Here is a 14658-nt window from a genome sequence, read left to right as displayed (position 1 = left end):
TTCTAATAGTCGTCAAGAAATATTAATAAGCTTATATATTTTATTGATGCATCTAATAAGCCATAAAAAGGAGCTACTATGCAAATATTTGATATAAAAAATACAAATTTTGAATAATTTTTAATTTAAATTATATCATATACCATAACTCTTATTGACGGGTATATTTTCCTATAGTATACTGTTACTAGAGAAAACGTACTGACCTTACGAGCGAAGTACACCACTCGTCAACCTAAGGGTTGGCGAGTTTTTTTTTGGAGGTTTTATCTATGTCGAAACCATTTACATCTCTCAACTCTTTATTGCGCTTAATGCGTAAAAGAAATATTTCAATAAAAAAAGGGACTGAAGGAAGCAAGGTTAAAAATATTCTTTCAAGAGAAAATTACTACTCCGTTATTAATGGATATAAGGATATATTTCTCGATCAAACGATTACTGAATCTTCTGGTGATGATTATTATATTTCTGGTACAACATTCTTCCAAATTTATGAGGTATATTGTTTCGATAGAGAATTACGTCACCTACTACTTCGGTATCTATTGCAAGCTGAAAAAAATCTTGCTACTAAACTTGCCTATCATTTTTCTGATGAGAATAAAGCGGAATTTAGCCATTTAAATATTAATAATTTTTCTAAATCAGATCTCCACACTACAACAAGACTTATATCCATATTATCAACAGTTACTCAGAAAAACTCTAAATTTCAAGACTCTGGATTTTATCACTACCTAACAAAACATCAATCCTTGCCTTTATGGGTCTTAGTCACTAAGCTAACTTTTGGTGAATTAACCTATTTTTACAAGTCTATGCTTCCAGTTCTTCAAGAGAAGGTACTAGGAAATATCCTAGATGACTATCATTCAGAGTTTGGCTTTGAAGTTTCTTTACCAACATCAACATTAATCAATAATTTCAACGACATGCTAGATACATTAGTTTCCTATAGAAATATTTGTGCTCATGGTGATAGGCTATATAATCATCGTGTTAGAAAAGGTAAACATACTCGTAAACTCTTATTTTTTCACCTAACTACCCCAAAAGGTAGTGAAACATCATTATGGGGTCTCATTTTAACATTGCGACTATTTTTGCCTTATCATGATTATAAATGTATGATACAAAATATGGTAAATAGCCTAGCTACTCTTTCAAAAGCTATTCCACAACAACAATTCAATTCGCTTCTTAATAAAATGGGACTTACACTGCAATGGAAGGATTCACTACTTTCATTAATTTAATATCCAGATAGATAGTATCCCTATTGATATATTTTATGGGCCTATATATAATAGAGACAAGATAAGTGCAATCATCCCTCAGGGGACCTGTATGGAAAATAACCTTCTCTATTATGTAGAGAGGGTTATTTTTTTACAGGAGTTATATTATGGCAATGAAACGTGCAAATGGAACTGGGTCCGTTTATAAAATGAAGCATAAGAAATTACGCAAGCCATATCGTGCTATGGTCTATATTGGACAGGATTCTAACGGTAAAAACATCCGTAAAACGATTGGTACCTTTGCTACACAAAAAGAAGCCTATGACGCTATTTCAAATTATGTATACGACCCTATGAAAGTGCATCGTGATACAGTTCCCTTCTATCAATGTTGGGACTGGATGTTACTAGAAAAGCAACGCCAAGGTATAGATATAAAGAAAGGAAAATTTGAAGCTGTGAAACCTAAACTTTCCAGTATTTGGTCTATGCCTATAAAAGACATTCGATTAATTCACTTACAGAACATCATTGATCAATACAAACATTTAGGACGTTCTTCCCATGATGCTATTTATAAAGCTATCAATGGTGCTTTCAAAGAAGCTATTAAGAATGATATTATCACAAAGAACTATGCCCTAGATATTACACTTCCTCCTGCCATTAAATCAAACATACATAAACCATTTACACCAGAGGAGATTACCATATTATGGCAACATACTGATGATATCCTTGTACGTGTAATCTTAATCTACATCTATACTGGAATGAGACCTATTGAGCTCTACCAGGTGAAGCTAGAGAATGTTAATCTAAAGGAACAATATCTAATTGGCGGTTCAAAAACTACTGCTGGTAAGGATCGTATCATCCCTCTAGCTGATTGTATTATGCCATTTATAAAAGAAATTTATAGCAAAGCACATTTCTCACGTTCAGAAACATTACTACCACCCAAATTAATCCCTACACGCTTATCAAGGCCTATAGAGCGCCTATGTAAATCATTAGGACTCTCTGACCATAAGCCACACGATACACGCCATACGTTCATCACCCTGGCTCGTAATGTCGATATGGATATATTCATTCTAAAATCCATTGTGGGACATACTCATAGTGGAGATGTAACCAGTGATGTATATACACATAAGACAAGAAAACAATTTGTAAATGCTGTTAATACACTACCAGTGAAGTTTAGCGAGGAAATGATGAGTATGGTTGAATAACAAAAAATGCCACCGCATAATACGGTGGCTTTCTTCGTGTAGTATGCTATTGTCAGCAGATAGCTTACTGTTTCACTATGTGCCTCAAGTTATCTTAAGAGGCTTTCTTTTTCTTAGATGGAACCCAAAAGCGCCAACATGTATAGCCATAATCACTGGCTACCATTCGCTTGCCCCATCGGTTTGTGTATTCTTTACAGAATATATACATAAAGGCCTCCCTTCTGGGCTGTTGCAAAACCTTTATGTAAATGCTAAAATGAATTTGGTTATATTTATTTTAGTCTGACACATTTACGTTCAGATTTTGGAATCCATTATAGATTCCACTGCACAGCCCCAAGTAATCAGCCACTTGGTGGCTGTTTTTTTATTCTAATCATTTATTTCCTCCTATTCTTTTGAACTGAAGCCGCCTCTATACTAACTCCATACTGTGTCGATATATCAAATATATCCATATGTTTTATATATTGGAATGGAGCTAGTAATTCTCCAGCAAATGCATTCGCTTGCCATTCTGGATCCATATATGGTGGAATCGTACCTTCGCTTCTTGTAAGAACTATGTCTTCTTTTTGATGTAATAATATATGACCTAACTCATGTGCAATGGTAAGTCTATCTCGACCATAACCTTCACAGGCTCTATTGTATACATCCTCTCGTATTCGTATTATATTTTGTCCTAAGACAGACTCACCATGCCTCCTCCCCAATTCAGATTCAGAGGTAACTTCAAACTCTATCCCTAATGAATGAGCCTTATGTTCCAATAGTCTTACGATATCTATAGGCTCATCTACTGGAATATCTAATAGTGTTCTTAGATTGCTACAAATAGTTCGAATATTCTTTAATGTTAATGGTTTTACATATAAGCCTGCCATATATTACATCACCTACTCTTCTAAAATTTGGCGGATTTTCTCAAGCTGCTCATCAGTCAACTGTTCAAATTGTCTTGCTAAAGATAAAACCACAGTCTTCTGCGATTGATTTGCTGTATTTAAATTAATTTCTACATTTTTTCTGATGCTATCTTCTGCTGCAAATAACTTACCTTCCATTAAATCATCTAAGTCATATTCAGCAACAATTGTTCTTGTCATATTAATAGGAATCGGACGGTTACCATTTTCAATTGATGATAAATAAGCTGATGTAATTTCTAACTTACCAGCCATGTCTTTTAATATTTCATCATGATCTATCCTTATTTTCCTTAATAGCTTTCCATACTCCGTAACCATACATATACTTCCTCCCTAGAGCGATATTTATTTTCTCGCTTGCTCACCAAATTTACTACGTTGTTAATTTTACAATTTTTATTGTTAAATGTCAACTAATCATATTGTATTTTCACTATAAAAAAAGAGCACAGCTTGTAGGCTGTGCTTTTTACGTTTAAAATAAGTTTTCCTCTATTGGCTCTTCTGTATGGATGACATCAAGTACTTTTATAATTTTAAATAGGGTACAAATTAAATCATAACCTTTTCCATATTGCATTTTTACTTCCATTAATACTTTCAGAGAGTCACCTGGCACTAATACAATCTTACCTGTTTTATACCGCTTTAACCAATCATCATCTTCTATATGTGCAGAAATTTTACTTTTTCCTAATCTAAACTCCCACTTAGAGTTTCCCATAAAATCTACCTTGTGTATTTTTAAAATAAAGGTGTTCTGATTAATTACTTCATGTTTAGCTAATGAATCCGTAACATCATCATCCACGTGCAACTCTTTAGGAATTGAGATAGTATGTACGCTACCACCTATTTCCGCTTCAAATTTAACACGATCAGTTGGTCTCATTGTATCCACAGCATCTGTAATCCTTGCCATACTAGTGATAATACTTTCTCTGTCTACTTGAGTATAGCACCCCAATGTACTTGTACCTGTATCCTGTGCATATGCATCAATTTCTTTTTCTAATTGATCTAATTGATGAGTTTGTATTGGTTCATTTTGACTAATGGCTTTCAATATAGCATACTTAGTTTTCACCAAGAATGCTCCTATAATACGTTTAATATCACATTTTTCTAGTCCTTCATCAGGTATAGACTCAATAACAGACCGTAAAAATATCTTAATTGAACCTTGTTCAATATTATCTAGTAATACAACTGGCTCTATATCTTTTGCTATACACCCAACTAGTTGTTTATCCGTATACTGTAACCCTTCTATTAATTTTGCTATCCCTAAAAAGATTTGTTCTGGGTTTGATTCCAACTTTTCATACTCTACAGTAATACAAAATTGATTATCCTTATATCGGTTATCCATAATTACCAACACCTTTCTAGATATAATTTTAGTACTCATAAGCCATTTTGTATAGAGAAATCTAACATGATTCTATAAAATAAAAAAGCACAGCCTTTTATAGCTGTGCTCTTTCATTAATGCTCATTAGTTAAAATTTTTGTTAATTTACTTATCCAGACAGAAATAAGATACTCTAAAATTCTTTGCATCACAAATAATCTAATTACTATGAATTATTAAAACAAATCCCTAATAATTAGATGTGTAAATTTAATTATTTTTATATTCATTCTGATTTCTGTAATATTTATCATATGAAAAGGTTGTGCAACGGTTGTGCAACCGTTTTATTTTTCACTTACTTTAGGGTATAAGTGAGAAAAGTAGCACTCTCAAAAACCTTTGTAGAGTGCTACTTCATCACATCTCTAACTACTCAATATTGAGAATTGAATTGTGATACACATCTTGTACATCATCTAAGTCTTCCAGCATGTCTAGTACTCGTTGCATATTCACTGCATCATCACCCGTTAATTCCATATTTGTATCTGGAACCATTGTGATTTGTGCCATGTCTGTTGCAATGGATGCTTCTGCTAAGGCAGCTTCTACAGCATCGTAATCTTCTGGCAATGTGTAGATAACGAATACATCGTCTTCTACTTTGATATCTTCTGCGCCAGCGTCAAGAGCCAATAATGTCAATGTTTCTTCATCATTGCCTTCTTGGGGAATCACGAATACACCTTTGCGTTTAAACATCCAGTTAACAGAGCCACTTTCACCTAGGTTACCGCCACGTTTGGAGAAGGCATGACGCACATCAGCTGCTGCACGGTTACGGTTATCTGTCATCACTTCTACAAGGATAGCAGCACCGCCTGGGCCGTATCCTTCATAGGTAATTTCTTCGTAATTGTTCGCATCCCCTGCACCGGCACCTTTATCGATGGCACGTTGAATATTATCCTTAGGAATGTTATTTTCACGAGCTTTTTGTAGCGCCAACTTCAAGCGCATATTACCTGTTGGGTCTGTACCACCAGCTTTCACAGCTACTGTGATTTCACGACTAATTTTTGTGGTAATTTTTGCTTTTAATGCATCATTTTTACCTTTTCTATGTTTAATATTTGACCATTTAGAATGTCCTGACATTGTGTCCTCCTATTTATTCCACCACGCTTCGCCTCGCAAGCGGTCTAATATAATTGATACGGCACTACGAACTGAAAGGTGATTGTACTCTCCATGTCCATAGATGGGTTCTAAGATATAATCGAAATCTTCCATTGTTTCTTTCGTCATACCATACCCCGTTCCAAATAATACTACCACAGGACGGCTCTCACTTTCAAGTGATTTACGGAGCGATGCATAGGTAATAGTATTATCATAGGTCCGTGCATCCGTAGTACACACGATTGGCGTCTGTCCTTCTAATTCCGTCACCATATTGATGGCTTGTCGAATGGAATTGACAAGTTCCACATGTTTGAAAGCATCTTTTCTATCCGGATTATAAGTACTGCCAAATCCCGTTTTCCAATGACTCATCACGGTTTCTGCCAATTCACGTTGGCTCGGTACATTGTGAATGATGAAATACCGTTCCACATCGTAGGTTGTAGATGCTCTGGCAATATCATGGATATCGTAGTTTGTGATGGCCGTCGTGATCACCTCACCATGTTTATTCATAATGGGATAATGAACGAGGCCGATATATAAATTCGCCATTTATTTCCTCTTTTCCTCTGTGAAAGTAGACTGAACTAAGATTCTTTCTAATAGCGCTTGCTCTTCTTTAGATTTGGATCTTTCCAGCAATCGATGTAATGTTTTAACTTCTTCTGCTGTTAACTTACGATGTAGTAAATCTTCTCGTAGCAGAGCTGTTCGTTTGATTGACTCTTCTAGTCGCCACTGCTCAATATTTTTATGATGACCACTCAGCAATATATCAGGTACTACCATACCTTTGTATTCCTGTGGTTTAGTGTATTGCGGACACTCAAGAACAGGATGATAAAAGGAATCTTCTATAGCCCCTGAAGTAGCACCTAAAACGCCAGGGATCATGCGAGCCACTGCATCGGCTACCACCATAGCTGGTAGTTCACCGCCAGTTAACACATAATCTCCAATAGATATAGTTTCATCCACTAAGTGTTCTTCTACTCGATAGTCAACTCCTTCGTAGTGTCCACAGACAATGACAAGTTGATCATAGGTGGACAATTCCCTTGCTTTTTCTTGTGTAAATGGTCTCCCTGTAGGCCCCATAAACACAACATGGCGTTTGTGGCTCCCCTTTGTACAACGATGTTCTTCTATGGGAATCTGCAACACATGCTCTACAGCCTCAAAGAGAGGAGGTGCTTTCATGAGCATGCCCGCGCCACCGCCATAAGGAGTATCGTCCACTTGACCATGCTTGCTATGAGAAAATTCTCGTGGATTTGTCACTTTCATTTCTAATCGATTTGCCTGTAAGGCACGTTTGATGATGGAATGTGTAAAAAAGGCATCAAAAAACTCTGGAAATAGCGATATAATATCTATTTTCATGGACTATGCACCTCCTTTCTAGTCAATACAATACTGTATAACATATTAATTCTATTCAGACTTATGCTACTTATTTATAAAGTGTTACGGTGTACTACCAATCTATCTATAGATACTCTTTTATAATTAACATGGATGTAATAATAACATCGTGTTATACATAAATTCCGACTAATAGATATAATTTCTTACACCTTAATTATACTATTCGTCACCGTCATATGAGATAACAATCGATCTGTTTCATCAAAGATATTAATCATCCATACATGATTTCGACCACCTTTGTGTAACAATTGCCCACGTGCTACGACATATCCTTCACATCGTTTCGGTTTCACATGATTAGCCGTTATGGATTGACCTACAGCTACTTTTCGTTCAGCCGAATCTAAGTCCACGCTTTTATGGCTCGATGTTGATTCTTGTGCCAATATAGCATTAGATGCCATGCCTGCTAATACTTCTCCATAGGCTAAATACACGCCACCGTTAACGAATCCAAAGGGTTGTGCATGAAACGATGAAAGCTTCATAGTACTTTGAAAGGCCTGTTCAGTACAGTGAAATGTCTCTATCTGTAATTGTTCTAATAAAGAGGTTTCCTTCATACTATGTCCTTTCTACTGTGTGAATCAAGTCTTGTCGCAATATTTTCCCCATGCTATTTTTCGGTAATGCATCAAAATATATCATTCGTTTCGGTACTTTATACTTCGCTAAACGACTGAGTAGATATTGTGATATATCTTCTTCGGAACAATTTGTTACCACGCATAATACAGGTACTTGTCCCCATTTAGGATCTGATACTGGGATAACTGCACATTCTAAAATACCGTTCATTCCATATAGGACATCTTCGATTTCCTTAGGGTAAATATTCTCGCCCCCAGAAATGATGATGTCTTTTCTACGGTTTAAAAGATATAAAAATCCATCTTCATCTACGTAACCAATGTCATCTGTATTAAAAGCTCCTTTAATAGGTTCTTTATTAAGGTATCCTTTCATCAGCATCGGGGATAAAAGCCACACTTCTCCTACACCTTCTTCATCAGGATTGCGAATTTCAATAGTAACACCCTGTAAAGGATAACCCACAGAGGCTAATTTATTTGGATGCTCCTGTATACTAAAGGTAGTACTTTGAGCAAAAGTTTCTGACATGCCGTACGTCTTATAGACTGGTAGATTTCGTTGTACGCACTCTTGTAACAGTGGCATAGGAATAAACTCACCACCTAGTAAGATAGCCCGTAAAGTTGGTGCTTGTATGCGTTCTACTATGCGTTGTAACACTGTGGGCACCAAAGATACCATGGTCACATCTTCTGTTTCCAATGCCTCTAGTACGACTTGTTCCGAGAACTTTTCACGAATTATGGCTCTTGTGCCATTATACAAAGTACGCAAAATAATAGATAAGCCGCTGACATGGAACATAGGGAGCACTACAAGCCAATTGTCATGTTCCTCCACACCAAGCACATTCGCAGAAGCTTTCACATGAGCCTCTATCTGTAACCACCGTACAGGGACTGATTTGAATTTGCCTGTTGTAGCACTAGTGTTGATAATACAAAATACTTTTTCATCAGTTGGATTCCAGTCTAGATTTTCGTCATTATGCATAGGAGAAATAGCCTTGAAGTCAGTGTCTATGCATGTAGAAAAGCATAAATACTGTCGGTCCACTTGATTATGGCTATACTCATAAGTAGAAACATCCGTGATCTCCATGTCATCGGCTACCTTCTGTGCTCGCAACATCTGTGTCATTTTTTCTGACATCAATAAAGTGCGAACTCCTGTGCTTTCCATCTGTTCTGTTACTTCTCGTTCAGTCAGATTCGTATTCAGCAACACTGTTTCTATACCCAATGCAGAAAGAGCAAATAGGTGTATCGCCATGGATACTGAATTTTCAGCCCATAAAGCAATACGACTCTCCCCTCGAAGATGAGGAGCGAGTCGTTTTGCTGTAGCTATTGTTAGAGTAAACACATCACCATAAGAATATTCATTTAAGAAAAGCCTCTCTCTATGGGTGTGTGCTCGTTCATATAACCACTTCATAGCCTAATCCATTAAGGGAATTTAGGAAACTGTTTGAAATTAGGCTTACGCTTTTCTTTAAATGCATCGCGACCTTCTTTACCTTCATCAGTTGTGTAGAACAATAAAGTCGCATCCCCTGCAAATTGTTGTAAACCAGCTAAACCATCTGTATCCGCATTGAAGGAAGCTTTCAAGAAACGAAGTGCCATTGGAGATAATTGAAGAATTTCTTCACACCATTTCACTGTTTCTGCTTCTAATTGATCAAATGGTACTACTGTATTTACAAGCCCCATGTCTAAGGCTTCTTTTGCAGAATATTGACGGCATAAGAACCAAATTTCACGAGCTTTTTTATGGCCCACTAAACGAGCTAAGTAACCTGCACCGTAACCAGCGTCGAAGGAACCTACGCGAGGGCCTGTTTGACCAAATTTTGCATTTTCAGATGCGATGGAAAGGTCACACACGATGTGCAACACGTGACCACCACCGATTGCAAAACCATTCACCATAGCGATAACAGGTTTTGGAGTGATGCGGATCAAATGTTGCAAATCCAACACATTTAGACGAGGAATTTTGTCATCCCCTACATAACCGCCATCACCACGAACACGTTGGTCACCACCGGAGCAGAACGCTTCTTTATCTTCTCCTTGACCGTGGTTAGCACCAGTTAAAATGATAACGCCTACTTCTGCGTCTTCACGAGCAATCGTGAAAGCATCGATTAATTCCATTACTGTTTTAGGGCGGAATGCATTGCGCACTTCTGGACGATTAATTGTAATTTTTGCAATTCCATTATATGTTTCATAAATTACATCTTCGTAATTACGATCTAATACTTTCCAATCGAATTGACTCATAGTTACCTCCAAAATGATTAGCTATTGTCTATAAACTCTAAAGAATATTATATCAAATCTAGTAATAAATTTATAGCACTTCTACAGATTTGGTACAGCACGATGTGCCATAGCCACAGCAATTTCATCTAAATGCAATACGCCGACCCCTAAATAGATGGCTACACTTAGATGCTCTTGACTACGTGCAATGCCTACCTTGCCACCTACATTAAGACCGACACATTTATTTTTTAGTTGCTCTAAGGCTTGTGCCGTAGCACCTACAACAGCACCTTTGCTAACATGATTATCTTGAATCAACTCTTGTCGCTCCGCTGCTACTACGGCCCGTTCAATTATTTTAGGAATAATCTCTGTGAAAGGCCCTCCAAAATCTACAGCACAGCTACGAATCCCAAGAGATTCAAATTCTTTCCTCAAAGTCATCTCTTCAGCTCGGCTTTCAGAAATGGCAACATGTAATGCAGCTCGCCCAACACCAATACTCGTTTTTTCCATACCCTATGTCTCCTCTTAAGAATTATTCTATTCTTAAGTATATCGTATATTGATGTATGTTACCATAACATTTTTATGAACTACATACTATATTCTTTAAACATACATGAAGAAGCAATTAACTCTCTTACATATAAAACAGCTGCACAAGATATACTTCTTGCACAGCTATTCAAGAGACATCGTAAATAACAGAATAGGATATAAAGGATACTATCACCAAGTAACTCTGTCATACATAGGAGTTACCTTAGAATACATTACTATTAGTTACCCACAGCTTCTACCATAGAACAAACGTACTTATATAATTGTTGTTCACCATTAGGACCCCACTCTCCAATTTGTTTCACAATGGCACTGCCTACGATGGCTCCATCAGATACTGCGGCCATCGCCTTTGCTTGTTCCGGCGTGGAAATACCAAAGCCAACAGCTACAGGAATATCTGTGTATTGACGAACTTGTTCTACGATGCTAGCAATGTCTGTTGTAATGTCACTGCGCATACCTGTTACACCAAGAGATGACACACAATACACAAAGCCTTCTGCTTGACTAGCAATCTCCTCAATTCGTTGCTCTGAAGTAGGTGCAATTAATGAAATGACAGCAACGCCATGAGCTTTTGCTTGATGGGATAATTCTTGTTTTTCTTCCAATGGACAGTCTGGCACAATGACACCTTGGATTCCCACTTCTTCACAGCGTGTCATGAAGCTTTCAACACCATACACATAGATAGGGTTCAAATAGGTCATGAACACAAGTGGTATGGTCAACGGCTCTGTACCGGTGCGCAAACGTTTTACCATATCAAAGATATCATCTGTTGTAATGCCTGTGGATAGAGCGCGCTCACTGGCGGCTTGAATGACAGGACCTTCTGCTACAGGATCAGAAAAAGGAATGCCAATTTCAATCAAACTGGCCCCCGCCTTCGCCATAGTACGAATGTATTTCTCTGTGGCATCAATCCCTTGGTCACCGGAAGTAATGAAAGGGATAAATGCTTTCTTTTTGAAAGCCTCTGCTATTGTTATCTTATTCATGTAAATTCACCCCTCTATATCTCGCCATAGCTGCTACATCCTTATCACCACGTCCGGATAAGCAAATGATGATACTTTCATCAGGACCTAACGTAGGTGCCAATCGCATAGCATGGGCTACGGCATGAGCACTTTCAATAGCTGGAATAATGCCCTCCATACGAGACAGATATTCAAAAGCATCCACTGCCTCATCGTCTGTTATGGGCACATATTGAGCACGGCCACTGTCATGTAAATAGGCATGCTCTGGACCTATTCCTGGATAATCCAAACCTGCTGAAATAGAAAATACAGGTGCGATTTGTCCATAGGAATTTTGACAGAAGTAAGATTTCATACCATGGAAAATACCTACTGTACCTTTTGTCATGGTTGCTGCATGTTCTTCTGTATCAACTCCTTTGCCAGCCGCTTCACAACCGATGAGTCGTACACCTTCATCCTGAATGAAATGATAGAACATACCAATGGCATTACTACCGCCACCAACACAAGCTAATACGGCAGCAGGTAATTTACCTTCTTTTTCTAAAATTTGCTCCCGTGCCTCACGACTGATGATGGACTGAAAGTCACGTACCATCATAGGGAACGGATGAGCCCCCATAACAGATCCTAAGACATAATGGGTGTCCGCCATTCGATTGGTCCATTCCCGCATCGTTTCAGACACAGCATCTTTCAGGGTACCTGTTCCAGAAGTAACCGGATGCACCTTAGCACCTAATAGTTCCATCCGGTATACGTTTAAAGCTTGTCGTTCACAGTCTTCTTGACCCATGAAAATTTCGCATTCCATGCCCATTAACGCCGCCACTGTGGCAGTGGCTACACCATGTTGACCGGCACCCGTTTCTGCAATCACTCTCGTTTTACCCATTCGCTTAGCCAGTAACATTTGACCTAACACATTATTTAATTTGTGCGATCCTGTATGATTTAAGTCTTCCCGTTTTAAATAAATTTTAGCACCGCCCAAATCTTTTGTCATTTGTTCTGCAAAATATAGTAGGGACGGACGTCCGGTATAGGACACATGTAAATCTTCTAATTCTTTAATAAATTCAGGATCATTTTTATACATTTCATAGGCTGCTTCCAGTTCAATGATGGCATTCATTAATGTTTCAGGCATGAATTGTCCACCAAATTCGCCAAAATAGCCATGGCGATTTGTTGTCATAGTCTATCTCCTTATCTGTTTGTTACTATCTTAACGATCTGTTCCATAGTTTTCATTTTCTTAGCATATATTTGTTACCGTCTTAATAATCTGTGCCATAGATTTTATTTTCTTCACATCTTTTTGTCCATTTGTCTCTAGACTACTACTCATGTCGAGCCCATAAGGCTGCAGTCGACGAATGGCACGAGCTACATTGTGTAATCCTATACCTCCTGCTAGGTAGTATGGAACTTGCACATCATCAAGTAATGACCAATCGATAGTCTTACCGGTGCCTCCACGTTCTTCCTTAGAGTAGGCATCTACCACCAGTCCATCGATGGGAGCTTGTTTCCATGGCAAGATATCTTCTTTACCTTGCACTTGTATAGCTTTCCAAATCTCAATGAATTCTAATTGTTCTTCCTGTAATTGGATCCGTAATGTTTCAATATATGTTACAGTTTCATCTCCATGTAATTGCACTACTGAAAGTGGTACTGCCTTTGCAATCTCTACAATAGTACGTATCGTTTCATTCACAAATACGCCTACCCGTGAGCAGCATTTGTTACCGCTTGTAGGGTTTACGCTATCTTGCAAACTTTTCGTAATAGATTGGGCTTGTTCTACCGTCACTTGTCGTTTGCTGGGTGCAAAGACAAAACCCACATAGTCTGGTTGTGTCTCCAGTAATACAGGAACTGTATCTTCTTGGGTTATGCCACAAAATTTGACCTTAACCTCATAGCTAGATTGAGTAGCTTCATCTACTGTTGGTGCACTTGGTACCTCTATGTTAGATGTATCTTCTGTTCCGAACCTGTCTCGTTCTGTATTATTATGTATAGAGTATTTCGGTCTGATAGGTCCATACAATTCAGCTAATTTAGCAATTTTATCGTTAGATCGCATAAAGCTTTCACCCATAAGTGCAGCGTGAATCTTGTTGTCTCGTAACCGTTGGATATCTGCGGCTGTACCTAGGCCACTTTCAGAAACGAAAATCACTGAATCATCCACTAGCTTTCGTAGGCGAATGCTATTGTTCACGTCCACCGTAAAATCTTTTAAATTTCGGTTATTGACCCCAATGATGCGGGCCCCTATATTCACTGCTCGCAATACTTCCGTTTCATCGTGAGCTTCTACCAAACAAGATAGACCCAAACTATCTGCCAACTTATGAAAGCGAGCCATTGTTTCATCATCCAAGATAGCGGCTATGAGTAAAATAGCTGAGGCACCCCACAGTTTTGCTTCATAAATTTGATATTCATCGATAATAAAGTCCTTTCGTAATACAGGAATTTGTACCGCTTCAGCAATTTCTTTTAAATATTGAGGGCTACCTAAAAAGAAATCTGGTTCTGTCAACACGGAAATAGCAGCCGCCCCTACCATTTCGTACTCCTTGGCTATCTCTAAATAGGGAAAATCTTCTGCAATTATCCCTTTTGATGGAGACGCTTTTTTCACTTCACATATAAAATTAAAATCTAATTCTTGTAATGCCAGTTCAAAAGGAAAGTCCTTCGTAATAGGCATTCTTTCTACTTGCTGTTGCAACTCTGACAAGGGTAAATTATCTTTTGCGTCATAGACCCGTTTTTCAGTAGCTGCTACAATCTTATCTAATATCATAACTATTTCTATCCT

General features: G+C 37.8%; 15 protein-coding genes. 2 read left to right on the top strand and 13 right to left on the bottom strand.

The genetic code is table 11. The annotated features are described in order from the left end of the window. Positions 1–272 precede the first annotated feature (272 nt). Positions 273–1259 carry an Abi family protein gene (locus tag EO112_RS06835; protein ID WP_127163588.1) on the top strand — a complete coding sequence of 329 codons (987 nt, stop codon included), beginning with the start codon at positions 273–275 and terminating at the stop codon, positions 1257–1259. Positions 1260–1408: 149 nt separating this feature from the next. Next, the gene (locus EO112_RS06830; protein ID WP_127163586.1) at positions 1409–2482 is read left to right on the top strand and encodes a tyrosine-type recombinase/integrase; all 1074 of its coding nucleotides are present in this window, start codon (positions 1409–1411) and stop codon (positions 2480–2482) included. Positions 2483–2865: 383 nt separating this feature from the next. Here EO112_RS06830 and EO112_RS06825 read toward each other — a convergent pair whose 3' ends face one another. From EO112_RS06825 to trpC, 13 genes are all read right to left on the bottom strand, one after another. Then, positions 2866–3372 carry an ImmA/IrrE family metallo-endopeptidase gene (locus tag EO112_RS06825; RefSeq protein WP_127163584.1) on the bottom strand — a complete coding sequence of 169 codons (507 nt, stop codon included), beginning with the start codon at positions 3370–3372 and terminating at the stop codon, positions 2866–2868. 12 nt (positions 3373–3384) lie between these two features. After that, complete coding sequence (locus EO112_RS06820; RefSeq protein WP_127163582.1) at positions 3385–3735, bottom strand: helix-turn-helix transcriptional regulator; 351 nt, start codon at positions 3733–3735, stop codon at positions 3385–3387. A 157-nt stretch (positions 3736–3892) separates the two neighbouring features. Next, positions 3893–4789 carry a hypothetical protein gene (locus EO112_RS06815; protein WP_127163580.1) on the bottom strand — a complete coding sequence of 299 codons (897 nt, stop codon included), beginning with the start codon at positions 4787–4789 and terminating at the stop codon, positions 3893–3895. 414 nt (positions 4790–5203) lie between these two features. Further along, entirely contained in the window at positions 5204–5932 is a 729-nt protein-coding gene (locus tag EO112_RS06810) for a YebC/PmpR family DNA-binding transcriptional regulator (protein ID WP_127163578.1), read from the bottom strand. A gap of 9 nt (positions 5933–5941) precedes the next feature. Continuing rightward, positions 5942–6514, bottom strand: coding sequence for an RNA methyltransferase (locus EO112_RS06805; protein ID WP_127163576.1), 573 nt, complete (start codon positions 6512–6514; stop codon positions 5942–5944). After that, the gene (trmD, locus tag EO112_RS06800; RefSeq protein WP_127163574.1) at positions 6515–7345 is read right to left on the bottom strand and encodes a tRNA (guanosine(37)-N1)-methyltransferase TrmD; all 831 of its coding nucleotides are present in this window, start codon (positions 7343–7345) and stop codon (positions 6515–6517) included. It abuts the gene before it with no gap. 188 nt (positions 7346–7533) lie between these two features. Continuing rightward, positions 7534–7956 carry a PaaI family thioesterase gene (locus EO112_RS06795; protein ID WP_127163572.1) on the bottom strand — a complete coding sequence of 141 codons (423 nt, stop codon included), beginning with the start codon at positions 7954–7956 and terminating at the stop codon, positions 7534–7536. A 1-nt stretch (position 7957) separates the two neighbouring features. After that, the gene (menE, locus tag EO112_RS06790) at positions 7958–9424 is read right to left on the bottom strand and encodes an o-succinylbenzoate--CoA ligase (protein ID WP_127163570.1); all 1467 of its coding nucleotides are present in this window, start codon (positions 9422–9424) and stop codon (positions 7958–7960) included. Between the two features lie 11 nt (positions 9425–9435). Next, positions 9436–10278, bottom strand: a complete 843-nt coding sequence (gene menB / locus EO112_RS06785; protein ID WP_009352753.1) for a 1,4-dihydroxy-2-naphthoyl-CoA synthase — start codon at positions 10276–10278, stop codon at positions 9436–9438. Between the two features lie 81 nt (positions 10279–10359). Next, entirely contained in the window at positions 10360–10779 is a 420-nt protein-coding gene (locus EO112_RS06780; protein WP_127163568.1) for a HutP family protein, read from the bottom strand. A gap of 266 nt (positions 10780–11045) precedes the next feature. After that, on the bottom strand, positions 11046–11831 hold the full coding sequence (gene trpA, locus EO112_RS06775) for a tryptophan synthase subunit alpha (RefSeq protein ID WP_062402616.1): 786 nt from the start codon (positions 11829–11831) through the stop codon (positions 11046–11048). Further along, the gene (trpB, locus tag EO112_RS06770) at positions 11824–13017 is read right to left on the bottom strand and encodes a tryptophan synthase subunit beta (RefSeq protein ID WP_127163566.1); all 1194 of its coding nucleotides are present in this window, start codon (positions 13015–13017) and stop codon (positions 11824–11826) included. Before trpB ends, trpA begins: the two co-directional genes overlap by 8 nt. A gap of 60 nt (positions 13018–13077) precedes the next feature. Continuing rightward, entirely contained in the window at positions 13078–14643 is a 1566-nt protein-coding gene (gene trpC, locus EO112_RS06765) for an indole-3-glycerol phosphate synthase TrpC (RefSeq protein ID WP_127163564.1), read from the bottom strand. Positions 14644–14658 lie beyond the last annotated feature (15 nt).

This window comes from Veillonella sp. VA141, from assembly GCF_003992175.1.
GTDB lineage: Bacteria > Bacillota > Negativicutes > Veillonellales > Veillonellaceae > F0422.
This window is presented reverse-complemented; position numbering and strand designations above follow the sequence as displayed.

Bases quoted from the DNA above. Each gene is read 5' to 3' on its own strand.
- EO112_RS06810 (WP_127163578.1), bottom strand. From the start codon at position 5,932: ATGTCAGGACATTCTAAATGGTCAAATATTAAACATAGAAAAGGTAAA.
- trpB (WP_127163566.1), bottom strand. From the start codon at position 13,017: ATGACAACAAATCGCCATGGCTATTTTGGCGAATTTGGTGGACAATTC.
- menB (WP_009352753.1), bottom strand. From the start codon at position 10,278: ATGAGTCAATTCGATTGGAAAGTATTAGATCGTAATTACGAAGATGTA.
- EO112_RS06830 (WP_127163586.1), top strand. From the start codon at position 1,409: ATGGCAATGAAACGTGCAAATGGAACTGGGTCCGTTTATAAAATGAAG.
- EO112_RS06835 (WP_127163588.1), top strand. From the start codon at position 273: ATGTCGAAACCATTTACATCTCTCAACTCTTTATTGCGCTTAATGCGT.
- EO112_RS06820 (WP_127163582.1), bottom strand. From the start codon at position 3,735: ATGGTTACGGAGTATGGAAAGCTATTAAGGAAAATAAGGATAGATCAT.
- EO112_RS06805 (WP_127163576.1), bottom strand. From the start codon at position 6,514: ATGGCGAATTTATATATCGGCCTCGTTCATTATCCCATTATGAATAAA.
- trpA (WP_062402616.1), bottom strand. From the start codon at position 11,831: ATGAATAAGATAACAATAGCAGAGGCTTTCAAAAAGAAAGCATTTATC.
- EO112_RS06815 (WP_127163580.1), bottom strand. From the start codon at position 4,789: ATGGATAACCGATATAAGGATAATCAATTTTGTATTACTGTAGAGTAT.
- trmD (WP_127163574.1), bottom strand. From the start codon at position 7,345: ATGAAAATAGATATTATATCGCTATTTCCAGAGTTTTTTGATGCCTTT.
- EO112_RS06795 (WP_127163572.1), bottom strand. From the start codon at position 7,956: ATGAAGGAAACCTCTTTATTAGAACAATTACAGATAGAGACATTTCAC.
- EO112_RS06825 (WP_127163584.1), bottom strand. From the start codon at position 3,372: ATGGCAGGCTTATATGTAAAACCATTAACATTAAAGAATATTCGAACT.
- menE (WP_127163570.1), bottom strand. From the start codon at position 9,424: ATGAAGTGGTTATATGAACGAGCACACACCCATAGAGAGAGGCTTTTC.
- EO112_RS06780 (WP_127163568.1), bottom strand. From the start codon at position 10,779: ATGGAAAAAACGAGTATTGGTGTTGGGCGAGCTGCATTACATGTTGCC.
- trpC (WP_127163564.1), bottom strand. From the start codon at position 14,643: ATGATATTAGATAAGATTGTAGCAGCTACTGAAAAACGGGTCTATGAC.